Origin of the sequence: Bacillus sp. FSL R7-0166, assembly GCF_038008935.1 — a bacterium.
Lineage (GTDB): Bacteria > Bacillota > Bacilli > Bacillales > Bacillaceae > Bacillus > Bacillus altitudinis.
Map to the genome: position 1 here is coordinate 2145433 of NZ_JBBPAC010000001.1, position 23721 is coordinate 2169153.

The window sequence follows — 23721 nt, forward strand, 5'->3', positions numbered from 1 at the left end:
TAGCCCCCTTACCGGAACATGATAAGGGGGCTTTATTTGTCTTCTGTAGAGCGCAACAAATAAAAGATGCGTGAGCTCCGGCACGCAAAATGACCCCTTATCCATGGATAAGGGGCCTTTGTTTATGCCAATTCCTCTTTCAATCGCTCAGGCAATTGATCAAGATCCTCAATTTTCCCTAGAAACTTATTAGGGTCCACTTGTAAAATCATCTTGTTCTCTCTCTCAACGACGCCGAAGAAATATTCAGATGCTTTTGTGTTCATATGAAATGGCTTGATCTCACTTAGCTCGATATCAATGATATCTTTTGCATCAGAAACAAGGCAGCCAATCATTTGATCGTTCAATTCAAATAGTAGAACCTTAGACTGTTCGGTTACATCCAGAGGTTTTCCGTGCAGCATGACACCTGTGTCACTGACTGGAATGACCTCTCCTCTTAACGACATGAGTCCTTTAATCTCTTTTGGAAGGTTCGATACTTCTTGTAAATAAGGGACCTTCTCAATTGAGCGTATATGTTCTACGCTGATACCAAAATCCTCTTGTCCCACTTGGAAAATAATGATCTTTTGCGTGCTCACAGAGTCTCCTGCCTTTACGATGGATTTGTCGTTTCTTCGATAATGGCGAGAACCATTTCAGCTGTCTTGACTAATTCTTCAATCGGCATTTTCTCATTTTTCGTATGAATATCTTCATATCCAACAGCTAGGTTGACGGTCGGGATGCCATTTCCAGCAATGACGTTTGCATCACTGCCTCCCCCGCTTGTCTGTAGTTCTGAAGGACGGCCAATTTTCGCAGCCGCTTTTTTCGCCACTTCAACGACTTGATCGCCGTGTGAGAATTTAAAGCCTGGATACATGATGTCAATTTGTACATCGGCTCTTCCGCCCATTTCTTTAGCGGTTTTTTCAAAGGCTTCTTTCATTTTCGCTACTTGCGCTTCCATTTTTGCCGGTTCTAAAGAACGTGCCTCTGCCAAAATATCCACTTGATCACAGACAATATTCGTTTGTGTTCCGCCTTCAAAGCGGCCAATATTCGCCGTTGTTTCTTCATCAATACGGCCAAGCGGCATGCTGGCGATCGCTTTTGATGCAATCGTAATCGCAGAGACGCCTTTTTCAGGTGCCACTCCTGCGTGAGCTGTTTTTCCGTAAATGGTTGCACGTACTTTCGCCTGTGTTGGCGCAGCCACGATAATGGTACCGACCTTGCCATCTGAATCAAGGGCATAACCATATTTTGCTGTCATCAGTTTCGGATCTAACGCTTTTGCTCCTACAAGTCCTGATTCTTCACCAGCTGTAATGACAAATTCAATCTTGCCATGCGGTACATTTTTCTCTTTTAGGACACGGATCGCTTCAAACATTGCAGCAAGCCCTGTTTTATCGTCAGCACCAAGAATGGTTGTGCCATCTGTCTTGACATAGCCGTCTTCAATGACTGGCTTAACACCATTACCTGGTACAACTGTATCCATATGAGAAGTAAAATAAATCGTATCTGCCTCTTGATTCCCTTCAAGTGTGCAAATAAGGTTGCCTGCTCCGTGGCCGGTTGTCTCTTTTGAATCATCTTCAACTACATTAAGCCCTAAACCAGTAAATTTCTCTTTTAGGACTTCAACAATTTTTTCTTCATGTTTCGTTTCTGAATCGATTTGAACAAGTTCTAAAAATTCGTCTATTAAGCGTTTCTCATTGATCATGATGATGTTCCTCCTCTTATAGCGGCATGTTTCCATGCTTTTTTAACGGTCTATCTTCTTCCTTACTGCGAAGCAGGTCAAATGAGCGAATGAGCCGCTCTCTCGTTTCATCTGGCATTAAAATATCGTCGATTAATCCTAATTGTGCTGCCTTGATGACACTAGGTTCATTGTCCACCTCACGCAAAGCAGGATGAACAATTTCGTCTGCAAACGATTTTCCCATGACATCAATTTCTGCCTCTGGCCATGCATATACAAAGTCAGCACCTAAGCCCTTACTATTCATCGCAACGTATGCACCGCCAAATGCCTTTCGCAAAATCACAGTGATCTTTGGAACGGTCGCCTCAGCGTACGCATACAGAAGCTTTGCGCCGTGGCGGATAATGCCTGCATGCTCAGCTTTCTCACCTGGCAAAAAACCAGGAACGTCCACAAGGGTTAAAATGGGAATATGAAATGCATCGCAAAATCGAATAAACCGAGCCGCTTTATCAGCTGCATCGAGGTCAAGGCTTCCTGCCAGCACCTTAGGCTGATTGGCTACAAGACCAATGGAAGACCCTTGTAATCTGGCAAAACCTGTGACGATATTTTTGGAGAAACAACGCTGCGTTTCAAAAAATGAGCCGTGGTCGGTGATCGCTGTCACCACTTGTTTAACATCATAAGTACGTGATGGCTCCTTTGGCAAGATGTTCCCAAGATCGCTCGCATCATGCTTTTGCACCTTACGATGAATGACAGGCCGTCGTTTCGTTGGTATGTACGTTAAAAGCGTTCGAACTGCTTTTAACACGTCTCTCTCATCTTTCCCTGTATAGTGCACATTCCCGCTTGTTTGATGCTGAACTGCTGCACCTCCAAGCCGGTCAGGACAGACCGTCTCTCCTGTTGCTTTTTCTATCACTTTCGGACCAGTTAAAAACATATGAGCTGTTTGCTCCGTCATGAATACAAAATCCGTCAATGCAGGTGAATAAACTGCACCTCCCGCACAGGAGCCTAAAATAACGGATATTTGCGGAATTTGACCAGAGTACAGCACATTCCGTTTAAAAATCTGACCATATCCCTCTAATGATACCACACCCTCTTGAATTCTCGCACCACCTGAGTCTTTTAGACCGATAACAGGCATTTGATTTTTAGCCGCCAAATCCATTAAAGCCGCTATTTTTTTCGCATGCATGTCCCCTAGTGAACCCCCGTACACGGTCGCATCTTGTGCATAAACGCCTACTTGTTTCCCATGAATCAGTCCCGTCCCAGTGACAACGCCATCCCCTAAATGCTCTGAGCGGGAGCCTTTAGCAAATGACTGAATTTCCATAAAGCTGCCTTCATCAAGAAGTTCATGAAGCCGCTGCCGAACAGTCAGCTTTCCTTTGTTTCGGTGAGCTGCTGCTCGTTTTTCACCGCCGCCCCTTAAAGCTTTCTCGCGCCATTCAGACAAGTCATTGAACGATTCATGCATCTTCCTGTTTCTCTCCTTTCAAAGGTTCACACAATTCAATTAGCACACCTGACGTTTCTTTTGGTGAAATAAACGCAATGCGATTTCCGTTCGCACCATTTTGTGCGCCCTTTTGAATGAGCTGCATGCCGAGCTCCTCAAGTTGACTGAGATCAGCCTGAATGTCACCTGACTTTAATGCAATATGATGAAGCCCCTCTCCTCTTTTTATTAAAAAGGTATGTAATGTGCTGTGATCCTCCATCGGTTCAATCAACTCAATGTGCAGATCACCTAGGGAAGCAAAAGATACTTTGACCCCTTGATTCGGAAGTACTTCTATGTCTGAAAATTCCCAGTTAAACAGCCTGGAGAACGTACGTGCTGTTTTTTGAATTGAAAAAACGGCAATGGCTATATGATCGATTTGATTCATCCGTTCACTTCCTTTGTACATCACTTGTCGCCTGCGTAAAAACGAGCTAGAATAAAGAAAGGTGCGCTCGTCGCAAAAACATTTGATTATAGGGGTGCGATATGTCTCAGAAATTCATGAAATTTATGGTATTGCTCATGATTAGCTTACTGTTAATTTCTTCACTTTTAGCAGGAGCGGCAGCCTTTTTATAAAGTGTTGATAAAAAAGCAGACAAGCAGGTGATTCGTTTTTTAACGAATGGCCTGTTTGTCTTTGGCCAGTTTTTCAAATGCATCGCTTGATGTCGTGATCCATACCTTTGTACCAACTGGAAGCTGATCAAATAGCCGTTCTACATCTTGATTATGAAGACGTACACAGCCCGCCGTAATAAATTTCCCTATCGATGTCTCATCACTTGTTCCATGAATGCCATAGGTTCTCCCGTCGGTTCCTCGCGCATCAAATCCAATCCACCTTCGGCCGAGTGGGTTATTCTTCGCGCCGCCTTCAATATTTTTTCTTCTGTAATAAGGATCTTTCGCTTTGATCATAATCGTAAATTCACCTTCTGGCGTTAAATCAGCTGTTTTGCCAGTAGAAGCTGGGTAGACTTTTTGAATTTTCCCATGATCAATATACGCAAGCTCGTTCGTTTGTTTATTAATAATGACATACGGATCTCCTGGAAGCGGGTTTTGCCCAAGCGGCCAGATGGGTGAAAGGGACATGGTCAGCAGAGTATAAAATAAAAGACGCATAGGCTCCTCCTTTTTCATTAGATTGACCAATGAAGGAGGAACTCATGCGTCTTTATTCTTTCATCCCTTTAAAATAACTTTTCAGCACCAAATATTGTTCCATTTCTCCGAGAAAATGAAAGAGTGCGGCTCTAGCTTCAAATTCTTCACGTGTTTGTGGAAGCGGCAGTGCATCGAACTCTTCTTTCATATCAATCAGGCGTCTTAAGAACTTATGCGCCGTGTTCCCTGGGTGAATATGTTCTCGTAAATCTCTAATATATTCTGCAATGATTTGCCCATGCTCCGTTGTAACAGATATGGACGTAATTTTCGGAAGCACCCGCTCAATGATTTCAAATTGCTTTTGTCTCATGTTGAAATAATGATAATACAGATTTTCATGTCTTAAGACATGATTTTCAACATCACGATATGCAAGAGCTTTCGCTTCTTTAATCAATTGATGCGTCTCTGGAATTTCTTTTCCTGTCCAGTCTTGTTTTCCGGTCATTAAATATTGCTCGATTTCTTCAAAGATTTTCGCAAAATTCGCTTCAATTTGTTCACTGTATTGTTTCAGCTTTTTATCAACGCTAGGCATATACAGGTTCATAATGAGTGCGACCCCTACACCAATGGTGATGAGTAAAAGCTCATTCCAGATGAGTTGAAGCGTAATGCCTCCAGACATATACAAATGAAGGATAATCACTGAACTTGTGACAATCCCTTCTTTAATCCGAAGTAAGACCGTTGTTGGAATAAAGACGAGCAGCATCAGTCCAATGACAAAAGGATGATACCCAATCAGATCAAAAAACAAATAAGAAAATAAGATGGCAAGACTGCATGCGGCAAAGCGGGCCCCAGATGCGAGGAGTGACCTTTTTTTCGTCACCTGAATACAAAGAATCGTAATAATGCCGGCAGCTGAATAGTTTTGCAGACCGAGCATTTGTGCAATGTAAATGGCTAGAGCTGTTCCTAATGCTGTTTTCAGCGTTCGGTAGCCGATTTTAAACATGATGTGATTCACTCTTTTCTGTCTACTTTTGTGAAATGATGAACTTTTTTTACTTTCCCCATTATAATCAAAAAAAGAAGGAGATGTTAAGTCTCCTCCTCGTTTTTTTCATTATAATATTTTTTGTAAGAAATCTTGAGCACGCTGTGAAGACGGAGATTCAAAGAATTCTACAGGATTGGCATCCTCTACAATTTTCCCATCATCCATAAAGATCACACGGTCTGCTACTTCTTTTGCAAAGCCCATTTCATGTGTGACGATCATCAGCGTCATCCCAGATTGAGCGAGCTCTTTCATGACCTCTAATACTTCCTTTACCATTTCTGGATCAAGAGCAGACGTCGGCTCGTCAAAAAGCATGATGTCTGGTGTCATCGCAAGGGCACGTGCAATGGCGACACGCTGCTTTTGACCACCTGACAGCCGGTTCGGATAATCATCTTTTTTCTCTAAAAGTCCAACCTTTTTTAAAAGCTCCTCTGCCTGCTTGATGCTGTCTTCCTTCGATTGGTTCTTTACATTCATTGGCGCATACGTAATATTTTCTAGCACTGTTTTGTGCGGGAATAAGTGGAAATGTTGAAACACCATACCAATATTCTCGCGCACTTTTAGTGCATTTGTTTTTGGATTGGTAATTTCCGTCCCCTGAATCGTAATCACTCCAGAAGTCGGTTTTTCAAGTAAGTTAATACAGCGAAGAAATGTTGATTTTCCTGAACCAGAAGGCCCGATGACAGCTACCACTTCGCCTTCTTTAATCGTGGTATCAATCCCTTTCAACACTTCATTTTTACCGAAAGATTTTGTGAGTTTCTCTATTTTAATCATTTGATTTTAACTTCCTTTCCACCGATTTGCCGACGAAGGTAAGAATAAGCACGATGACATAATAGATGAGACCCGCAAAAATAAGCGGTTCAAGATAGTTATAGGTGACGGCACCTGCTTGATAAGCTCGTCTCATGACATCGCCCAGTCCAATGACTGTGACAATCGCTGATTCTTTTGTCAGTGTAATCGTTTCGTTCACAAGTGCTGGTGAAATATTTTTGAATGCTTGCGGAAGCAATAAGTCCTTCATCATTTTAGCATACGGGATACCTAAAGCAACGGCCGCTTCTTTTTGCCCTTTATCAATGGCATTGATTCCTGCACGAATGATCTCAGAAACGTACGCCGCCGAGTTTAGTGAAAATGCTGCTACAGCTGCCCAGTATTGATCAATTTGAAAGCCGAGCAGCTGGGGAAGACCAAAATAAATAATCAAAAGCTGAAGCACAAGCGGTGTGCCTCGGAAGATTGACGTATAAAAATCTGCTAGCCAGATAAGCGGCTTAAATACACTAATTTTACAGAGCGTTAATAAGATTCCTAAAATAAAACCAAGGAACAGTGATACCACAACAATAGAAAGCGTTACTTTAAGACCTTCTAAAATAAAGGGCATCTGAGGTATGACATCTTTAAAATCCATCATGATATTCTCCTTTTTTTCCTTCAGATAAAATCAAAGAATAAAACAGGAAAAAAGTTCAACACATGTTGAACTTTTCAGCGCTTTCTACTTGATTTTCATGAATGACGCTGATCCTTTTCCTGACTTACTTTTCATCAGCAAACCATTTTTTAATGAGTTTATCAAGTTCGCCATTATCCTTCATTTCTTTTAATGATTTATTGAATTTCGCTGTTAAGTCGCTATTTTTTTTAAATGCAATGGCTGAACCTTCGTTTGAGCTATTCAATCCAAATGCTTGGAAATCTTTTTCCTTTTTCAAGTAGCCAGCCGCTACTTTATCTTCAATAATAGCTGCATCAAAACGGCCTGCTTTAATTTCTTGAATGATATCAGAAATTTTATTACGATCTTCAACTGTTAAGTTATATTTCTTTTGCAATCCGTTTGCTTCATCTTGCTGGATAGAACCTAATTGAACGCCAACCGTTTTGTCTTTTAAATCTTTCTCTGTTTTTATACCGCTAGATTTTTTAGATACAACCAAGTTTTCAGCGTTGTAGTAAACATCTGAGAAATCAACTTGTTTTTTACGTTTTTCAGTAGGTGTCATGCCTGCAAGCACAATATCAGCTTTATTTGTTTTAAGAGCTGACACGAGGCTTGCAAAGTCCATATCTTGAATTTCTAGCTTGTAGCCGTTCTTTTTCGCTAGAGCTGTAGCAAGGTCGACATCAAAACCGATAATTTTATCACCGTCTTTTGATTCAAATGGCGGATAATCTGCTGAAGTCGCCATAATGAGTGTTTTGTCGTCTCCTGATGCGTTTGAATTATTAGAAGAAGTTCCGCATGCTGCTAATGCAGCTGCAAGACCAGCTGTCATAAGTAATAATAACCACTTTTTCATATGATAATGCCTCCTAGTATTTAAAATCATGAGTAGATTTGAATATTTATTCACTATAATGTATTTTAAACACTTTCTTTTTGATATGCAATAGTATTTTGCTAAAATTATTTTGATTCTTATGTCATGTAAAACAAAAAAACAGACCGATCAAAAGACCGGACTGCCTTTAAATGATTCATTCAAAAGTAACATGTTACACTTCTTCGCAATACTCATCGAAAGCGGCTTGAAGTTTTGACACCACTTCCATCGGTTCATGTCCTTCGATTTCGTGACGTTCGACCATTTTAATGATTTTCCCGTCTTTTAATAGAGCAAATGATGGTGAAGATGGCGGGAAGCCTTCAAAGTATTCACGTGCTCTTGCGGTTGCTTCTTTGTCCTGTCCAGCAAACACTGTGAGCAATTGATCTGGACGCTTATCGTAATGAACAGAATAACCAGCCGCTGGTCTAGCAATACCGCCTGCACAGCCGCACACTGAATTCACCATGACAAGTGTCGTTCCTTTTTTCGTTAGCGCTTCATCAACTTCTTCAGCTGTTGTCAGTTCCGTATAGCCTGCCTGTTTAATTTCTTCTCGTGCTTGTTTCACAATATCATTCATAAATAAATTAAAATCAATATTCATAACCGTCCACTCCTTCTACGTACCAAACCATTTTAACTACATCATATCAAGGAAAACGCCGGCGGGCAAATGTCTTGTTTCGCCCCCTTCACTTTTTTCAAACGTCGTTTATGACCTGTGGAATTGGGGAAAAGTGATAATAAAGTGATGAAAGGGAGAACTGCGTGATGGCACAATTCAAAAAAGCGATACTCATTTATAACGGAAATGCTGGACAAAAAAACATGGAAAAAACACTAGGTCAAACAGTGCCTCTTCTTTCTTTACATATTGATGAACTCATCCTTAAGCCTACAAAACAGCCGAATGATGCCTATCATTTCTGCCGCGAGATGGATGAGTCGATTGAATTGTTGATTATACTAGGCGGAGACGGAACCGTCCATGAATGTATGAATGGAATTGGCGGTTTAGAAAAAAGGCCAGCTGTAGCGATTTTACCTGGCGGGACGTGCAATGACTTTTCTAGAACGCTAGGCATCCCGCAGCAGATGCCAAAGGCCGCTCAAATGGTGATAGATGGCACTGAAAAAAAGGTCGATTTAATCAAAGCAGATGATCGATACCTTTTAAATTTTTGGGGGATTGGTCTCATCGCAGATACCTCAAACAATATTAATGATAAAGAAAAAGCTGTCCTCGGAAAAATCAGTTACTTCACGAGCGCTCTTCGAACCCTTCAGCAGACAGAACCTTTCTATGTACGCATTGAAACGGAAGAGGAAAACTGGGAAGAAGAAGCTGTGATTGTCCTTGTCATGAATGGGCACTTTATCGGTACAAATAAAATAGATCTGCCAAATGCTTCAATTGATGATGGAAAAGCCGAAATTTTAATTTGCAGAAATACGAGTTTCTCTGCTTTAAAAGAGATTTTTTCAATGAACCGCGAAGAGCTAGAAGATTTTAAAGGTGACCTGTCTCTTATACAAGCATCCCGCATTCATATTCATACTAAAGAGGAAATGGATGCAGATACAGATGGTGAAGTATACATGACCGCTCCTTCTTCCCTTGAAGTATTAAAACAGCATTTGACCTTTATTGTTCCGGCAGAATAAAGAAAACGCCTGCATCATTTCGATGCGGGCGTTTTTTTGATATAACGTCTGTATAAATATTCAAGTGCATACCCTAGCAGTGTACCTATCAGAAGGGAAATGCCTAATAAACTATTGGCGACTCCTTTAAATCCACCTATCATCAACAAGCAATAGGCGATTTGAATGATTGAAACGATCGATATGATGAGCAGTAAGCGTTCAGGATGATTGCGTGATTTGGAAATATACCGAAGAAAAGCGAACGCAATGGCTGTGATAAACATCAGACCAATCGTAAGAAAAGCAAAGAAATCTAATCCAGACATCTCATCGCTCCTTTCTGATTGATATGGAAATCCCCCTCTCATTGTGAGAAGGGGACATATAAATGAGCTTAATAGACGGACGTCTCTTCGTCAATGCCTTCAAGAATTTGTTTAATTCTTTGCAGGAATCTACCGCATACAAGACCATCGAGTACTCTATGATCTAATGAAAGACAAAGATTCACCATATCTCTTGCGGCAATCATACCATTTACAATCATCGGGCGCTTTACAATAGATTCTACTTGTAAAATGGCTGCTTGCGGATAGTTAATGATCCCCATTGATTGAACCGAACCAAACGATCCTGTGTTGTTCACAGTGAAAGTGCCGCCTTCCATGTCACTTTGCTTCAGTTTGCCTTGTCTGACCTTGAAAGCAAGTTCATGAATTTCCTTGGCGATTCCCTTAATCGTTTTCTCATCCGCATCTTTAATCACTGGGACAAAAAGAGCGTCATCTGTCGCAACAGCAATGGAGACATTGATCGCTTTCTTTTGAACAATTTTATCACCAGCCCACATGCTGTTCATTTCAGGGAATTCCTTTAAGGCCTGAGCCACTGCTTTGACAAAGAACGCAAAGAACGTCAAATTAAAGCCTTCTTTTGCTTTGAATTGATCTTTTAGCTGATTTCTTCTTGTCACAAGGTTTGTCACATCCACTTCCATCATCGTCCAGGCATGTGGAATTTCATGCTTGCTTCTTAGCATGTTTGCGGCAATCGCCTGTCTAATCGGAGTGACCGGCAGTTCAACATCTCCAGGCATTGAAGGGATGGAAGGAGCTGCTTTTGCTTGTGACGGCTTTGCAGGTTCTGTTTGACCCGTACCTTCACTCACAGGTGCTGCCGTTTCTTGTGCGACTCCACTTTCGATAAGCTTCAGCAAATCTTTTCTTGTGATTCTGCCGCCAGCTCCCGTTCCATGAACAGCCGCTAAATCAATTCCGTGCTCATCTGCTAAACGCAGGACTGCCGGAGAGTATCGTTTCTTTTGACTCTGATCCACATTTGTTTGGTCAGGTTCTGGTGCTTCATCTTGCGCAGGCGCCTCTTCTGTTTTCGCACTCTGCTGCGCACTGCCTTCTACTTCAATTTCACAGAACACTTCTCCTACTTGAAGTGTATCACCCTCTGCAGCCGCTAGTTTAGTGATTGTTCCTGTATAGGATGACGGAACTTCTGCATTTACTTTATCTGTCATGACTTCCGCAATCGGATCGTATTTATTCACATGATCGCCAGGTGAAACGAGCCATTTGCTAATGGTTCCTTCTGTTACACTTTCACCAAGCTGAGGCATTTTCATTTGTTCAGTTGCCACTTTGAAACCCTCCTCTTTCTTAAAACGCCGCTAGTTCTCTCATTTCAGCTTCTACCTTATCCGGATTAACCATGAAGAATTTCTCCATTGTCGGTGCATAAGGCATTGCAGGGATATCAGGTCCTGCTAGACGTTTAATTGGCGCATCTAAATCAAACAAGCAGTGCTCTGAAATGATGGCCGCTACTTCACTCATGATGCTTCCTTCTTTTGTATCTTCTGTTAACAAGAGTACTTTCCCTGTTTTTGATGCCGCTTCAATAATCGCTTCTTGATCAAGCGGGTACACTGTACGTAAATCGAGAATATGAGCAGAAATTCCGTCCTTCGCAAGGCGCTCTGCTGCTTGGAGGGCAAAATGAACACAAAGGCCATATGTAATGACCGTAATGTCATCGCCTTCTCGTTTCACATCCGCTTTTCCAATAGGGAGCGTATAATCCTCTTCAGGCACTTCTCCTTTAATGAGACGGTATGCACGTTTGTGTTCAAAGAACAATACAGGATCTGGATCACGCACTGCGGCTTTTAACAACCCTTTGACATCATAAGGTGTAGAAGGCATCACAATCTTTAAGCCTGGCTGATTGGCAAAAATGGCTTCGACCGATTGTGAATGATAAAGCGCCCCGTGTACGCCGCCCCCGTAAGGAGCACGAATGACCATTGGGCAGCTCCAATCATTATTGGAACGATATCTAATTTTTGCAGCCTCTGAAATGATTTGGTTGATGGCTGGCATAATAAAATCCGCAAATTGCATCTCCGCGATCGGACGCATTCCATACATAGCAGCCCCAATACCTACACCTGCAATCGCTGATTCGGCAAGAGGTGTATCCATGACGCGCGCTTCTCCAAATTGCTCGTAAAGACCCGCTGTTGCTTTAAATACGCCGCCTTTTTTCCCGACATCCTCTCCGAGCACAAACACTTTCGGATCTCGCTCCATTTCTTCTTTCATCGCTAATGTGATAGCGTCTATATATGACATAACAGGCATTTTTCTTCCCCCTTACTCCGCATACACGTAACGAAGTGCGCTTTCTGCATCGGCATAAGCTGCGTTTTCCGCTTCATCAGTGGCTTCGTTTACGATTTGCATGATTTCTTTTGTCATCTCTTCTTTCATTTCAGAAGTCATGACATTTCCTTCGATTAAGTACGTTTCATATTGAATGAGCGGATCTTTCTTTCTTGCTTCGAGCACTTCTTCTTTTTCTCGATAGCTAGAATCATCGTCATCACTTGAATGCGCAGTTAACCGGTAAGAAATGGTTTCGATCAATGTTGGGCCTTCGCCTCTTGCCGCACGGTCTCTCGCTTCTTTGACCGCTGCATACACTTCAAGCGGATCATTTCCATCAACCGTCACACCCGGCATTCCGTACCCTATTGCACGATCTGAAATACGCTCACATGCCACTTGTTTGTCATACGGGACAGAAATCGCATACTTATTGTTTTCACACATGAAAATAACAGGCAGCTTATGCACCGCAGCAAAGTTGGCGCCTTCGTGAAAGTCTCCTTGGTTTGAAGAGCCTTCACCGAACGTGACAAAGCTAACAAAATTCTTTTGCTCTAGACGCCCGGCAAGTGCGATGCCAACCGCATGAGGAACCTGTGTTGTCACAGGCGATGATCCAGTCACAATTCGGTTTGATCTTTGCCCAAAATGACCTGGCATCTGTCTCCCGCCTGAGTTTGGATCGTCTTTTTTCGCAAAACCAGACATCATTAAATCTTTCGCCGTCATCCCGAATGCAAGGACAACCCCCATATCACGGTAATAAGGTAAAACGTAATCCTCTTCCCTATTGAGGGCAAAAGCGGCACCGACTTGCTGCGCTTCCTGTCCTTGACAAGAGATGACGAATGGAATTTTTCCAGAACGGTTTAAAAGCCACATCCGTTCATCAATTTTTCTTGCTAAAAGCATGGTTCTATATATGTCAATCGCTTGTTCATCTGATAATCCTAATTCCTGATGACGCATGTTACTCATCATGTTTCCCTCCTTGATTAAAAATGGATCGCCTTTCCGTCAACAGCCAGTGCTGCCTCGCCAATTGCCTCTGACAAGGTTGGATGCGGGTGGATCGTCTGTCCCACTTCCCACGGAGTTGCATCTAATACTTTGGCTAATCCAGCTTCAGATATCATATCTGTTACATGAGGACCAATCATATGAATCCCTAAGATATCATCTGTCTTTTGGTCAGCAATGATTTTGACAAATCCATCAGACTCTCCAAATACAAGCGCTTTTCCGATGGCCATAAAGGGAAACTTCCCAATCTTGACTTCGTAGCCTTGCTCTTTTGCCGCCTGTTCAGTCAGTCCAACGCTAGCGGTTTCTGGGTGAGAGTACACACATTTAGACACGAGCGTTTCATCAAGCGGCTTTGGATCTTGACCAGCCATATGTTCTACTGCAATCATGCCTTCATGTGATGCGACATGCGCCAGCTGAAGACCGCCAATGACATCACCTATTGCGTAAATATGCGACTCTTTCGTTTGGTAATGCTCATTCACGACAATGCCATGATTTTCTGTCTGGATGTCCGTGTTTTCAAGACCTATGCTTTCCACGTTTGGCACTCGGCCAACTGAAAGAAGCAGTTTCTCTGCTTCAAACGACTGAGTGTCTCCACCTTGTTCCACTTGGATCTTGACCAGATTCTCATGCTTTTCTGCAGTATCTGGCAGAACCTTCGCATTTGTCACTAAGGTGATGCCCTTTTTCGTTAAAAGCTTTTCCATTTCTTTAGAAATATCTTGATCCTCTGTTGGCAAAATGCGATCTGCAAATTCGATCACTGTGACTTTTACGCCAAAATCGTTAAGCATGGAAGCCCATTCGATCCCAATCACGCCTCCGCCGACAATCAGCATGGACTGAGGGAGTTCTTGCAGTTCAAGTGCTTCGTCTGATGTAAGGATGTGTGTTCCATCCGCTTCAAGTCCGGGCAGGACGCGCGGTCTTGATCCAGTCGCAATGATGACCTGCTTAGGAATCAGCATTTCATTTTCATCGCCATTCGCCATTTCTACCGAGATGGTGCCTGGCATTGGCGAAAAAATCGAAGGGCCTAAGATACGGCCTATTCCTTCGTATACATCAATTTTCCCTTGTTTCATTAAATGTTTGACGCCGCCTGCTAATTTGTCGACAATCTCTGTTTTTCTTTTTTGTACGCTTGCAAATTGTAAGGCAATTCCGCTTGCTTCAACGCCAAAATCAGCGGCACGTTTGACCGTTTGATAGACTTCTGCACTTCTAAGCAGCGCTTTAGATGGGATACAGCCTTTATGAAGACATGTTCCACCGAGCTTTGATTTTTCTACGACTGCTGTTTTCAATCCAAGTTGAGAGGCACGAATGGCCGCTACATAGCCGCCTGTGCCTCCACCAAGAATGACGAGGTCATATTCAGTTGCCATGACTTGTCACTCCTTTCTCCGCCTTTTGATCATTTGGGTATTCTTTTGGTGATTCTTCTTCTTTTAAAATGCGAAGCGCCCCTTCTGCTAAGGATTGCAATTCATTTTCACCTGGGTACACAACAACATCTGAAATCCAGTCAATGTATCCTCTAATGCTTGACGTAATTTGTTTGCTGTAGGCAAGGCCGCCTGTTAACACAATGACGTCTACAGCTCCTTTTAAGACCGCACTAGCCGCACCAATTTCTTTGGCAATTTGATAGCACATCGCTTCATAAATAAGCGCCGCACGCTCATCGCCTGCTTCAATCATTCGCTCTACTTTTACTGCATCTGTCGTGCCAAGATAGCCCGCAAGACCGCCTTCGCCAATAATGCGTTTGAGCATTTCCTCTTGCGAATATTCACCAGAAAAGCATAAATTAACAAGGTCACCTGTTGGGAGAGTACCTGCCCGCTCTGGGCTGAAAGGACCCTCACCATGAAGACCGTTATTCACATCAATGACTTTTCCTTTTTGATGTACACCAATCGTAATTCCGCCGCCCATATGGGTAATGATCATGTTCAAATCTTCATAACGTTTTCCAAACGAAGCAGCCGTTTTTCTTGCGACTGCTTTTTGATTTAACGCATGAAAAATGCTTTTCCGCTCAATTGTTGGCAGTCCTGAAATACGAGCAATTGGCTGTAGTTCATCTACGACTACGGGATCAACAATAAAAGCTGGGATGTTAAGACCAAGTGCAATTTCTCGGGCAATGATTCCGCCTAGATTAGAGGCGTGCTGGCCAGCATACCCTTCTTTTAGATCTTCAACCATTTGCTCATTTACTTCATATGTGCCACCTTCAATCGGGCGAAGCAGACCACCGCGTGCGCAAACTGCATCAAACTTTGAGATGTTCATCCCCTGTTCATGCAGTGTTTTTAAAATGGTTTCTTTACGGAATGAAAATTGATCAATGATATGAGGAAACTGCTTGATTTCCTCATCTGTATGTCTTAATGTCGTTTCAAAAATAGATCGTTCATTATGAAACACACCGATTTTTGTTGAGGTAGAGCCAGGATTAATCGTGAGTATACGCCATTCTTTTGTCAGCAAAAACAAAACCTCCGTTTCAACTCATTCATCCATTTAGCGACGACTTAAAATATGTTGACCATTTTGCAGGAATTGGCTTCTTGATTTGCGCATTCTTTCAATTCGCTCTTCAGCCAATCGGTCTGCCGCTTTATAAGTTGGAATGGCATCACGGTTAGAGATTTCAATCACTCGCTCAATGTTTTGGTAAATGCCTTCTACTTTTTTCATTGCACGATCGGCATTATAGCCATAAAGCTCATCTGCAACGTTAATCACACCGCCTGCATTGATCACATAATCCGGTGCGTACACAATGCCCATTTCATGAATAAGATCTCCATGATGTGTTTCTCTCAGCTGGTTATTCGCTGCACCTGCAATGACTTTTGCCTTTAATTTAGGAATCGTCACATCGTTAATGGTTGCACCGAGTGCACATGGTGCGTAAATATCACATTCTTGATCATAAATATCATCAGGGTCTACCGCTTTTGCACCGAAGTCTTCTACAGCTCGCTGAACTGAGTCTTTGTTGATATCAGTAACGATAAGCTGTGCGCCTTCTTCATGCAGGTGTTTACATAGGTTGTAAGCCACGTTTCCAACACCTTGAACGGCAATTGTTTTTCCTTCTAATGAATCTGTACCGAATGCTGCTTTTGCAGCTGCTTTCATGCCTTTATATACACCGTAAGCAGTCACTGGAGATGGGTTTCCTGAAGAACCAAATGCAGGAGAGATGCCTGTGACAAAGTCTGTTTCTTCATGGATAAGATCCATATCTTCTACCGTTGTACCGACATCTTCAGCGGTGATATAACGGCCATTTAATCCTTGAATGTAACGGCCAAAAGCACGGAACATTTCTTCATTCTTGTCTTTTCTCGGATCGCCAATGATGACCGTTTTACCGCCGCCAAGGTTAAGCCCTGCCGCCGCATTTTTATAAGTCATACCTCTTGCAAGACGCAAGGCATCTTCGATCGCTGCTTCTTCATTTTCATATGTCCACATTCTTGTTCCGCCGAGTGCCGGCCCAAGTGTTGTATCATGAATGGCAATGATGGCTTTTAAACCAGACTGTTCATCCTGACAAAATACAAGCTGTTCATAATCGTATCGTTCCATATATTTAAAAAGTTCCATTTTCTATTCCTCCTAATACTTTCGCTTAATTAGATGTACAGATGGCAAGTGCAATTGAATAGAGCTTGCTTTCAGCTGAATCAGACCGGCTTGTTAAAGCAATCGGTGCTTTCGCTCCTGCCACCACAGCTCCCACTTTTGCATGAGCAAAGTAGATGAGAGATTTATAAAGAATGTTGCCTGCTTCAATGGTTGGCACAAGCAAAATATCTGCATGACCAGCCACATCACTCGTAATATTTTTATGAGAAGCTGCCGTTTGAGAAATGGCATTATCTAAAGCCAGCGGTCCATCAATCAGGCAGCCAGAAATTTGACCTCTTCGATTCATTTGCGCAAGACTTGCAGCTGTGAGCGTCGAATCCATCGCTGGGTTTACGACTTCTACCGCTGATAATACCGCCACTTTGGGCATATCATTTCCGACAGCTTGTGCGACTTGAACGGAATTCACCGTAATTTCTTTCAGCATATTTAAATCAGGCGCAATGTTCATCGCAGAGTCCGTCACATAGATAAAACGGTCAAAGCCCGGTACTTCGAAGGCTGCAACATGTGAAAGGACACTCGCTGTCCGAAGCCCATATTCTTTATTTAGGACAGCTTTTAACAGTACGGCTGTCGGGACATGCCCCTTCATGAGAATATCTGCATGATTTTCACTTACTGCCTGAACGGCAATTTTGGCAGATTCTTCGGGTGAATCTGAATGAATAATATCTATCCAGTCTTCATTAATCTCATGCTGTTTGACTAGCTCCTTTAGGTTGCGTTTGTTTCCAACCAGCAGGAAGCGAGCGACTTTTCGTTCGATTGCCATTTTGATGGCATGAAGCACTTCTTCGTCTTCTGCATGAGCCACAGCCGCTGTTTTATTCTGCAGCTGCGAGGCTTTGATAATCAGATCGTCAAGCTTCATACTTGCCCACCTTTCCTTGTGCTCGGTTCCTCTTTTTATATGCAAGTTCCGTGCCAGCTTGAAATGTGTGAAAAATAAGCCTTTCCGCAAAGAAATTATGCAATTTCTTGCAGGTTACGTGCATGTTACTGCATGCTATCTTTTGCAAGCTGATACTTATCCATTTTATAGTAAAGATTGCGAATGCTGATCCCTAACGTTTTCGCTGTTTTTGTGCGATTGAATTGATGTTTTTCAAGGGTTTGTTTGATCAGCTGCGCTTCAAATGCTTCTACAGCATCTGAGAGCGTCTCCCCCTCAAATTGACTAACAGCCAGTTCCTGCTGCTCTTTTTCCTCATGCTCGTCTGACTCCATGAAGGCGATATGCGCTTCATCGATCCATTCTTCTTGCGGATTCAAAAAGATCATCGCTCGTCCAAGCACGTTTTCAAGCTCTCTCACGTTGCCTGGCCAGCTATATGATCGAAGTCTATGAAGCGCACGATCTGTTAAGCCGCTGACGTTTCGCCCATAGTCTAAATTGATCTTCTGGATGAGGCGTTTACTTAATGATTCAATATCTTCGAGACGCTGTCTGAGCGGTGGGATCGATATCGGGTATCTATTCATTCGATAATATAAATCCTCTCTGAACTTCCCTTCTGCCATCGCCTTTTCAATATTGACATTTGTCGCTGTGATCACACGCACATCGACCGGTATCGCTTTCGTTCCGCCTACCCGAACAATTTCTTTTTCTTGCATGACACGCAGCAATTTCGCTTGTGTACTTGGCGTCATTTCACCGATTTCATCTAAAAAGATGCTGCCTTGATTGGCTTCTTCAAACAGCCCTTTTTTCCCGCCTCGCCTTGCACCAGAAAACGCTCCTTCCTCGTAGCCAAACAGTTCTGACTCTAAAAGAGTTTCTGATAAGGCAGCACAGTTGACACGGACAAAGCGGTTGTACTTGCGATCACTTTCATTGTGAATGGCATGTGCAAACAGCTCTTTCCCAGTACCTGATTCTCCGCGGAGTAAAATGGTTGCCGGCGTTTTTGCACCCAGCTTTGCCTGCTCAAGTGCGACAAGCATTTGTTCACTTTCTCCAATAATGTCTTCAAATGTGTACTTTGCTTCAAGTGTTCGGATGAGCTGTCTTGCTTTATTTAATTCATTCGTCAATGATTGAATTTCGGATACATCGTGAATGACCCCGACACTGCCTTTTAGAATGCCGTCCACAATAACAGGTGCTACATTGACGATGACATCTTTTTTATTTGGACCAACCTTCATTCTGACGCCACGAACAGGTCTTCTTGTTTCAAGCACCTTTAAGTGCATGCTTTCCCCTTCGGAAATATCAGCACCAGCTGGTTTACCTACGACCTCTTTATCCGTTAAACCGGTCATTTTCGTATAAGCACGGTTGATCAAAATACCTTTCCCCTGCTCATCGACAACCGATATGGCTTCATCTGATGATTGAATAATCGCCTCAAGCATCGTTCTTACTTCTTTGAGGTTTGTCACTTCTTCCGCAAGCTCCACCGCATCTGTAATGTCTTTAAAGATGGATAAAGCACCTAACATTCTCCCCGCGTCATCAATAATCGGCAGACGGGTGGTCACAATTTGAATTTGCTGATTCAAAAATTGCTTTTGGTTAAATTCCGGCTCCCTTGACCTTAATATATCGGGAAGTTTCGTGTTCGGAATCACTTCTCGAATGTGACGGCCAATCGCATCCTTTTGCGAACACCCCACCATTTTGGCAGCCGATCGATTAAACAGGACCACTTCTTCATCCATATTAATAAAAATCATGCCATCATTCGTTGCATTAAAAATGCGGTCATGTTTATAGGTTTGTTCCTTCAATATTTGAATAAGCTGTTGTTTCTCTGCCATTAATTCTGACATGACATATGCCATCGAGCTTGGCACAATCACAGCATGCTCTGGTTTTTGTTCAATTAGTTCCTTCAGTACAGCAGAACTGCCTGTGGTTTCAATGATGATATCAATGTCATCTTTTATGTATTCTTTCCAATCCGTCGTCGTCTCAATTCCATTCTTTTTCGCTTCATCCATCCCCGGTGCCTCGAGATCAAGGTCGGCGATCGCAATGATTTGAACCGTATTTGTTTTCAGCAATGTTTCAAGCAGTGCTGATCCACCTTGTCCTGCACCGACAATCAAGACTCTCTGCATCCCGTTACCCCTTTATATGAAAAATTTTGCACACCATATTTTTCCGTTGCAAAAAATTGCACAACACCTATATTACCACGTTTTCCTTTCTTGACAAAATATTTTTTGAATTAGACAATGGAAGTAAATGACGTTTAAGGGGACATTTGATGGGGAGAATACTGGCATTAGTGATTATTTTAATACCTGGAGCCTTTGCAGCACTTGGCATTAAGCTGCTGCGTGACACTGTTTTCGGCATCATCATTGCACCATTTCCATATTTATGGCTGCAAGGAATTGCAGGGTTGTTATTTTTAGGGGGAGGTCTTTATGTTGTTGCAGGATTTATTTTATATAGAGACCGTAAACGAAATAAAGTAACAACTCGTTTTAAGCAAAGGTAATCATGAAAAAGACCCGCTGTTGATAGCAGGTCTTTATTTCATTTCTTCTCTTATTTTGACGGCTCGATCAGGAAAATCAGTAAAGATTCCATCAACACCCAAGGTCAACATATTTTTTATTTGCTTCTCACTGTTTACAGTAAACGGTCTGATCACTTGTTGGTCCGCATGGAGAGCGGATACTACTTCTTTTGTCACCCCAGCGCCCTTTATATTCGGATGGTAGCCCTTTGCCGGGATTGTTTTTAAATACATGTCCGGTTGATGAATCACATCCATCGTGAGGACCGCCAGTTCAATGTGCGGCATCAGCTTGTGAAAAAGAGCTAAGCTGCCGTGATGAAATGATGAGACAAGCACTCGATCCTCTATTTGAAAGTGCTCAATTTGCTCTTTTACTTTTTCTTCAATCCCTGGATATCGATAAATAGAGTTTTTTAATTCAATGTTGATCATAAAGGATGGTCTCTGCGTCACTAGCTCTAATACTTCTTCTAATAGAGGAATGGAGACCGCACCCGTTTCTTCATAGAAAGAATGACTGGCATCTCCTCTTTTTAACTCTTCATATGTATAGTCTTTCACTAACCCTTTCATATTGGTCGTTCGGTTCAGCTTTTCATCGTGAATGACAGCTAGTCTGCCGTCTTTGGTGAGCTGAACATCAAGCTCAATCCCATCCGCTCCAGAATGGAGTGCGTGCTCAAAGGCAATCATGGTGTTCTCTGGATAGTTTCCTTTAAAGCCTCTATGTGCAAAAATTTTCGTCATATGCCACCTCTAAATATGATGATTACCTATATTATGACGTGTCTGTTTTCGTTTTGCCAGTTTGAGCACATAAAAAAACCTCTTCTAATAAGAGAGAAGAGGTTGACAGGTAAATTCGATCACGTAATCGCTCTGATGGCTTGCTCTGTCGTCTCTGCGTCAAGAGCAAAAAGGGAAGAAACAACTGCGACTGCTGTAACGATTGTTACACCTAACAACAACTTTTTCATAAGATAACCTCCACTTTCTTTTGAAGTATTTGTGCATCGAATTTCTTTTCAAGAAAACGAATGGCATTTTGATAATCATTTCGTTCCTTGAAGTATTTCGATATTTGTTCAGACAAATCCTCAAGCTCCACATATAATCTATTTTTTTCTATGTAGTCTAATTTTTCAGAGAATACGTCTGCTGCTCCACTATTTTCGCACATCAAATCCAAAATTTCAAATTTTACTATATATTCATTATTTTGGATATCACAGCTATATTGAATCCCCTCTTTAATATATTCTTTCGCCTCATGATCTCCTAAATGAACTAAGGCATTTGCGAGAACATATAAAGATTGGATGAAATAATGGCTATTGTCGCGATGAATTTGAATGCTCATCCCTTTTTTGGCGTATTGCGCACTTTTTTCATAATCAGGTTTTGCGTAATAAAGAACCGCTAAATTGTGATAGCACTTCCCAATCAGCACTTCATTGTTAATGCGCTTACTTTTCTCAAGTGCCTCTTGGTACTTTTCCTCAGCTTCATCAAACTGTAGTAAATCAATACAGTTGCTTGCATGTAAAATTAAGCTGTCAATCGCCTGTGCGGTATATTCTTCATGCGCTTTAAACGTATCAATGGCTTTTTTAATATGATTAATGGAAATGAAATTTTGCTTCAGTTCGTAATAAATGGAAGCGACTTTATGATGAAAAGTTCCTACTTCAAGATCTTCATTCACACGTTTTAGCCGCTGCTCAGCAATCTTATAAAAACTAATCGCCTCATCATATTTTTTGACATAGGCAGCATATTGGCCTTTATAAAAGTAAAAATAAAAATTAATAATGTCATCTGCTTTTTCATCCAGCGTTCCGACACTTTTCATAATCTGATTGGCTTTTTCAATATTTCCAAGTAACATTTCATGTCTGCCGTCGACTAGCTGATAATAAAGAAGAACTTCTCGATCCTCATCTGTATTTTTTAGCAAATTCTGAATTTTCTCTTTATAGACAGCAGATTTTTCTAGGTCATTCTGAGAAATGACCCTCGTCCACTTGCTAATTTCGTTCGCAACCTCAGCAGAGTGGATTTTCAGCTTTCCCATAACCTCACCCTCTTCTTTTCATTATTATAGCATAGTAAAAGAATGTGAAAATTATTAAATTCGACAATGGGAATATTCAGTTCAAATGGCACAATCTCTAAGAAGCCAGTGACTTTAAAACGCCAACCAATCGGGTCAATAGAAATAGAACTTTCGATCTCATTTACTTTATTTACTAATTACATAAGACCTTTTCCTCTTATCCTTTTTCTTACGAATGAGCGTTTTCTTCTTCTATAAGCCAATTGATTAGCGTAGCTGATTACCACTATTTTATGTCCTATTCATTTCTTTCATGCTTTATTTTTCATTTTATTCTGAAAATAAAGCAGCCCGTTTGTCCAATTTAAACATTAAAGATGATTTTATCAACATAACCATTTTTTAGCAATATTTTACGAAAATAAAAAAACGCCTCATTGAAGAAACGTTTTTTTATGGAAGGTGACTTAGCTTGCTCTATGCTCTAAACGCAGTCGATCAGCCACCATGGCAATAAATTCGGAATTGGTCGGTTTGGCTTTTGACATGCTGACTGTGTAGCCAAAGAGTGACGAAATGGAGTCAATATTCCCTCTGCTCCAAGCCACTTCAATGGCATGACGAATCGCTCGTTCTACCCTGCTGGCTGTCGTGTTAAATTTCTTTGCAATGTCTGGGTACAATACTTTTGTAATACTGCCGAGTAGTTCAATATCATTGTACACCATCGAAATGGCTTCTCTTAAGTATAAATAACCTTTAATATGAGCTGGCACGCCAATCTCATGAATAATCGTCGTAATGCTCGCATCTAAGTTCTTACGTTTCGGTTCAGGTTTGCTGCGAAGGACACTGTTTTGGATAGATGAAGATCGATGGCTGACTTGTGTGCCGTTTCCACTGACTTGACGAATATGACCTACGAGGTTTTCCATATCGAATGGTTTCAAAATGAAATAGGATGCGCCCAAATCGACTGCTTTTTTCGTTACGTCTTCTTGTCCGAAAGCCGTCAGCATAATGACACTTGGCTGTTTAGTCATTTCATTGTTTTCACGGAGGCGTTCCAGTACAGCAAGACCGTCTAAATGAGGCATGATAATATCTAAGAGGAGAACGTCGGGCTCTTTATCTTTAAATAATGTCAGACATTCCTGACCATTATACGCCACGCCAAGTACTTCCATATCTTCCTGTCCCTCAATATACTCTGTCAAAAGGCCAACAAGTTCTCGATTGTCATCAGCTACACACACTTTAATTTTCTCCACGTTCTTTCCTCCCCAATGTCGATTCCTTAGTCTTTTGCATTTCTCTTCTGAGTGTTCAATTCGACAAAACCATGCTATCCCCTTTAAAAAAGTTTAATTTTCCGAATAATA

General features: G+C 41.9%; 25 protein-coding genes. 3 read left to right on the forward strand and 22 right to left on the reverse strand.

Annotated elements, in window-relative coordinates; genetic code table 11:
* Positions 1–122 precede the first annotated feature (122 nt).
* From NST01_RS10980 to mce, 4 genes are read right to left on the reverse strand one after another with little or no spacing between them, the layout of a single operon-like run.
* Positions 123–587, reverse strand: a complete 465-nt coding sequence (locus NST01_RS10980; RefSeq protein ID WP_008342245.1) for a chemotaxis protein CheW — start codon at positions 585–587, stop codon at positions 123–125.
* A 14-nt stretch (positions 588–601) separates the two neighbouring features.
* A complete protein-coding gene (locus NST01_RS10985; RefSeq protein WP_048003058.1) occupies positions 602–1723 on the reverse strand; it encodes a tripeptidase T in 1122 nt (373 codons plus the stop codon).
* Positions 1724–1739: 16 nt separating this feature from the next.
* The gene (locus tag NST01_RS10990) at positions 1740–3203 is read right to left on the reverse strand and encodes an acyl-CoA carboxylase subunit beta (protein ID WP_017357949.1); all 1464 of its coding nucleotides are present in this window, start codon (positions 3201–3203) and stop codon (positions 1740–1742) included.
* Complete coding sequence (gene mce / locus NST01_RS10995) at positions 3196–3618, reverse strand: methylmalonyl-CoA epimerase (RefSeq protein ID WP_035702812.1); 423 nt, start codon at positions 3616–3618, stop codon at positions 3196–3198. Before mce ends, NST01_RS10990 begins: the two co-directional genes overlap by 8 nt.
* Positions 3619–3719: 101 nt before the next feature.
* Here mce and prli42 point away from each other — a divergent pair, with 101 nt between their 5' ends.
* Complete coding sequence (gene prli42 / locus NST01_RS11000) at positions 3720–3812, forward strand: stressosome-associated protein Prli42 (RefSeq protein WP_017357951.1); 93 nt, start codon at positions 3720–3722, stop codon at positions 3810–3812.
* Positions 3813–3851: 39 nt separating this feature from the next.
* Here prli42 and NST01_RS11005 read toward each other — a convergent pair whose 3' ends face one another.
* The 6 genes from NST01_RS11005 to NST01_RS11030 all read right to left on the reverse strand — a co-directional run bounded on the left by NST01_RS11005 (position 3852) and on the right by NST01_RS11030 (position 8373).
* The gene (locus tag NST01_RS11005; protein ID WP_326115730.1) at positions 3852–4361 is read right to left on the reverse strand and encodes a L,D-transpeptidase; all 510 of its coding nucleotides are present in this window, start codon (positions 4359–4361) and stop codon (positions 3852–3854) included.
* 52 nt (positions 4362–4413) lie between these two features.
* Entirely contained in the window at positions 4414–5367 is a 954-nt protein-coding gene (locus NST01_RS11010) for an aromatic acid exporter family protein (RefSeq protein ID WP_024718896.1), read from the reverse strand.
* A 111-nt stretch (positions 5368–5478) separates the two neighbouring features.
* Positions 5479–6201 (reverse strand): amino acid ABC transporter ATP-binding protein, encoded by a 723-nt coding sequence (locus tag NST01_RS11015; protein WP_017357952.1) that lies wholly within the window; start codon positions 6199–6201, stop codon positions 5479–5481.
* On the reverse strand, positions 6194–6847 hold the full coding sequence (locus tag NST01_RS11020) for an amino acid ABC transporter permease (RefSeq protein ID WP_008342239.1): 654 nt from the start codon (positions 6845–6847) through the stop codon (positions 6194–6196). Before NST01_RS11020 ends, NST01_RS11015 begins: the two co-directional genes overlap by 8 nt.
* Before the next feature lie 127 nt (positions 6848–6974).
* Positions 6975–7739 (reverse strand): transporter substrate-binding domain-containing protein, encoded by a 765-nt coding sequence (locus NST01_RS11025; RefSeq protein ID WP_008342238.1) that lies wholly within the window; start codon positions 7737–7739, stop codon positions 6975–6977.
* A gap of 196 nt (positions 7740–7935) precedes the next feature.
* Positions 7936–8373, reverse strand: a complete 438-nt coding sequence (locus NST01_RS11030) for a BrxA/BrxB family bacilliredoxin (protein WP_007501138.1) — start codon at positions 8371–8373, stop codon at positions 7936–7938.
* 167 nt (positions 8374–8540) lie between these two features.
* On the opposite strand from NST01_RS11030, the gene NST01_RS11035 reads away from it, so the two are divergent.
* A complete protein-coding gene (locus NST01_RS11035) occupies positions 8541–9434 on the forward strand; it encodes a YegS/Rv2252/BmrU family lipid kinase (RefSeq protein ID WP_008342237.1) in 894 nt (297 codons plus the stop codon).
* Between the two features lie 14 nt (positions 9435–9448).
* Here NST01_RS11035 and NST01_RS11040 read toward each other — a convergent pair whose 3' ends face one another.
* From NST01_RS11040 to NST01_RS11080, 9 genes are all read right to left on the reverse strand, one after another.
* Complete coding sequence (locus tag NST01_RS11040) at positions 9449–9742, reverse strand: YesK family protein (protein ID WP_008342236.1); 294 nt, start codon at positions 9740–9742, stop codon at positions 9449–9451.
* Between the two features lie 68 nt (positions 9743–9810).
* Complete coding sequence (locus NST01_RS11045; protein ID WP_255835854.1) at positions 9811–11067, reverse strand: dihydrolipoamide acetyltransferase family protein; 1257 nt, start codon at positions 11065–11067, stop codon at positions 9811–9813.
* Between the two features lie 19 nt (positions 11068–11086).
* Positions 11087–12070: an alpha-ketoacid dehydrogenase subunit beta gene (locus NST01_RS11050; protein ID WP_007501148.1), complete on the reverse strand. Its 984-nt coding sequence runs from the start codon at positions 12068–12070 to the stop codon at positions 11087–11089.
* A 12-nt stretch (positions 12071–12082) separates the two neighbouring features.
* Positions 12083–13075, reverse strand: coding sequence for a thiamine pyrophosphate-dependent dehydrogenase E1 component subunit alpha (locus tag NST01_RS11055; protein ID WP_017367570.1), 993 nt, complete (start codon positions 13073–13075; stop codon positions 12083–12085).
* A gap of 17 nt (positions 13076–13092) precedes the next feature.
* Entirely contained in the window at positions 13093–14517 is a 1425-nt protein-coding gene (gene lpdA, locus NST01_RS11060; protein WP_035390778.1) for a dihydrolipoyl dehydrogenase, read from the reverse strand.
* Positions 14507–15628: a butyrate kinase gene (buk, locus tag NST01_RS11065; protein ID WP_017357958.1), complete on the reverse strand. Its 1122-nt coding sequence runs from the start codon at positions 15626–15628 to the stop codon at positions 14507–14509. The genes lpdA and buk overlap by 11 nt, the downstream gene beginning before the upstream one ends.
* Positions 15629–15661: 33 nt before the next feature.
* Positions 15662–16756 (reverse strand): branched-chain amino acid dehydrogenase, encoded by a 1095-nt coding sequence (bcd, locus tag NST01_RS11070; protein ID WP_007501155.1) that lies wholly within the window; start codon positions 16754–16756, stop codon positions 15662–15664.
* 25 nt (positions 16757–16781) lie between these two features.
* On the reverse strand, positions 16782–17675 hold the full coding sequence (gene yqiS, locus NST01_RS11075; protein WP_008342231.1) for a phosphate butyryltransferase: 894 nt from the start codon (positions 17673–17675) through the stop codon (positions 16782–16784).
* A gap of 125 nt (positions 17676–17800) precedes the next feature.
* Positions 17801–19873 (reverse strand): sigma-54 interaction domain-containing protein, encoded by a 2073-nt coding sequence (locus NST01_RS11080; RefSeq protein WP_017367572.1) that lies wholly within the window; start codon positions 19871–19873, stop codon positions 17801–17803.
* 149 nt (positions 19874–20022) lie between these two features.
* Here NST01_RS11080 and NST01_RS11085 point away from each other — a divergent pair, with 149 nt between their 5' ends.
* Entirely contained in the window at positions 20023–20259 is a 237-nt protein-coding gene (locus NST01_RS11085) for a DUF2627 domain-containing protein (RefSeq protein ID WP_017357960.1), read from the forward strand.
* 33 nt (positions 20260–20292) lie between these two features.
* On the opposite strand, the gene NST01_RS11090 is transcribed toward NST01_RS11085, so the two are convergent.
* From NST01_RS11090 to spo0A, 3 genes are all read right to left on the reverse strand, one after another.
* Positions 20293–21030 carry a glycerophosphodiester phosphodiesterase gene (locus NST01_RS11090; RefSeq protein WP_017367573.1) on the reverse strand — a complete coding sequence of 246 codons (738 nt, stop codon included), beginning with the start codon at positions 21028–21030 and terminating at the stop codon, positions 20293–20295.
* Between the two features lie 226 nt (positions 21031–21256).
* On the reverse strand, positions 21257–22357 hold the full coding sequence (locus tag NST01_RS11095) for a Rap family tetratricopeptide repeat protein (protein WP_019743381.1): 1101 nt from the start codon (positions 22355–22357) through the stop codon (positions 21257–21259).
* Between the two features lie 449 nt (positions 22358–22806).
* Positions 22807–23610 (reverse strand): sporulation transcription factor Spo0A, encoded by an 804-nt coding sequence (gene spo0A, locus NST01_RS11100; protein WP_008342226.1) that lies wholly within the window; start codon positions 23608–23610, stop codon positions 22807–22809.
* Between the last annotated feature and the right edge of the window lie 111 nt (positions 23611–23721).

Bases quoted from the DNA above. Each gene is read 5' to 3' on its own strand.
- NST01_RS11030 (WP_007501138.1), bottom strand. From the start codon at position 8,373: ATGAATATTGATTTTAATTTATTTATGAATGATATTGTGAAACAAGCA.
- NST01_RS11080 (WP_017367572.1), bottom strand. From the start codon at position 19,873: ATGCAGAGAGTCTTGATTGTCGGTGCAGGACAAGGTGGATCAGCACTG.
- NST01_RS11025 (WP_008342238.1), bottom strand. From the start codon at position 7,739: ATGAAAAAGTGGTTATTATTACTTATGACAGCTGGTCTTGCAGCTGCA.
- mce (WP_035702812.1), bottom strand. From the start codon at position 3,618: ATGAATCAAATCGATCATATAGCCATTGCCGTTTTTTCAATTCAAAAA.
- NST01_RS11015 (WP_017357952.1), bottom strand. From the start codon at position 6,201: ATGATTAAAATAGAGAAACTCACAAAATCTTTCGGTAAAAATGAAGTG.
- NST01_RS11040 (WP_008342236.1), bottom strand. From the start codon at position 9,742: ATGTCTGGATTAGATTTCTTTGCTTTTCTTACGATTGGTCTGATGTTT.
- NST01_RS11035 (WP_008342237.1), top strand. From the start codon at position 8,541: ATGGCACAATTCAAAAAAGCGATACTCATTTATAACGGAAATGCTGGA.
- NST01_RS11090 (WP_017367573.1), bottom strand. From the start codon at position 21,030: ATGACGAAAATTTTTGCACATAGAGGCTTTAAAGGAAACTATCCAGAG.
- NST01_RS10990 (WP_017357949.1), bottom strand. From the start codon at position 3,203: ATGCATGAATCGTTCAATGACTTGTCTGAATGGCGCGAGAAAGCTTTA.
- yqiS (WP_008342231.1), bottom strand. From the start codon at position 17,675: ATGAAGCTTGACGATCTGATTATCAAAGCCTCGCAGCTGCAGAATAAA.
- NST01_RS11010 (WP_024718896.1), bottom strand. From the start codon at position 5,367: ATGTTTAAAATCGGCTACCGAACGCTGAAAACAGCATTAGGAACAGCT.
- lpdA (WP_035390778.1), bottom strand. From the start codon at position 14,517: ATGGCAACTGAATATGACCTCGTCATTCTTGGTGGAGGCACAGGCGGC.
- prli42 (WP_017357951.1), top strand. From the start codon at position 3,720: ATGTCTCAGAAATTCATGAAATTTATGGTATTGCTCATGATTAGCTTA.
- NST01_RS11085 (WP_017357960.1), top strand. From the start codon at position 20,023: ATGGGGAGAATACTGGCATTAGTGATTATTTTAATACCTGGAGCCTTT.
- NST01_RS11005 (WP_326115730.1), bottom strand. From the start codon at position 4,361: ATGCGTCTTTTATTTTATACTCTGCTGACCATGTCCCTTTCACCCATC.
- NST01_RS10985 (WP_048003058.1), bottom strand. From the start codon at position 1,723: ATGATCAATGAGAAACGCTTAATAGACGAATTTTTAGAACTTGTTCAA.
- NST01_RS11095 (WP_019743381.1), bottom strand. From the start codon at position 22,357: ATGGGAAAGCTGAAAATCCACTCTGCTGAGGTTGCGAACGAAATTAGC.
- NST01_RS11020 (WP_008342239.1), bottom strand. From the start codon at position 6,847: ATGGATTTTAAAGATGTCATACCTCAGATGCCCTTTATTTTAGAAGGT.
- bcd (WP_007501155.1), bottom strand. From the start codon at position 16,756: ATGGAACTTTTTAAATATATGGAACGATACGATTATGAACAGCTTGTA.
- NST01_RS11055 (WP_017367570.1), bottom strand. From the start codon at position 13,075: ATGAGTAACATGCGTCATCAGGAATTAGGATTATCAGATGAACAAGCG.
- NST01_RS11050 (WP_007501148.1), bottom strand. From the start codon at position 12,070: ATGCCTGTTATGTCATATATAGACGCTATCACATTAGCGATGAAAGAA.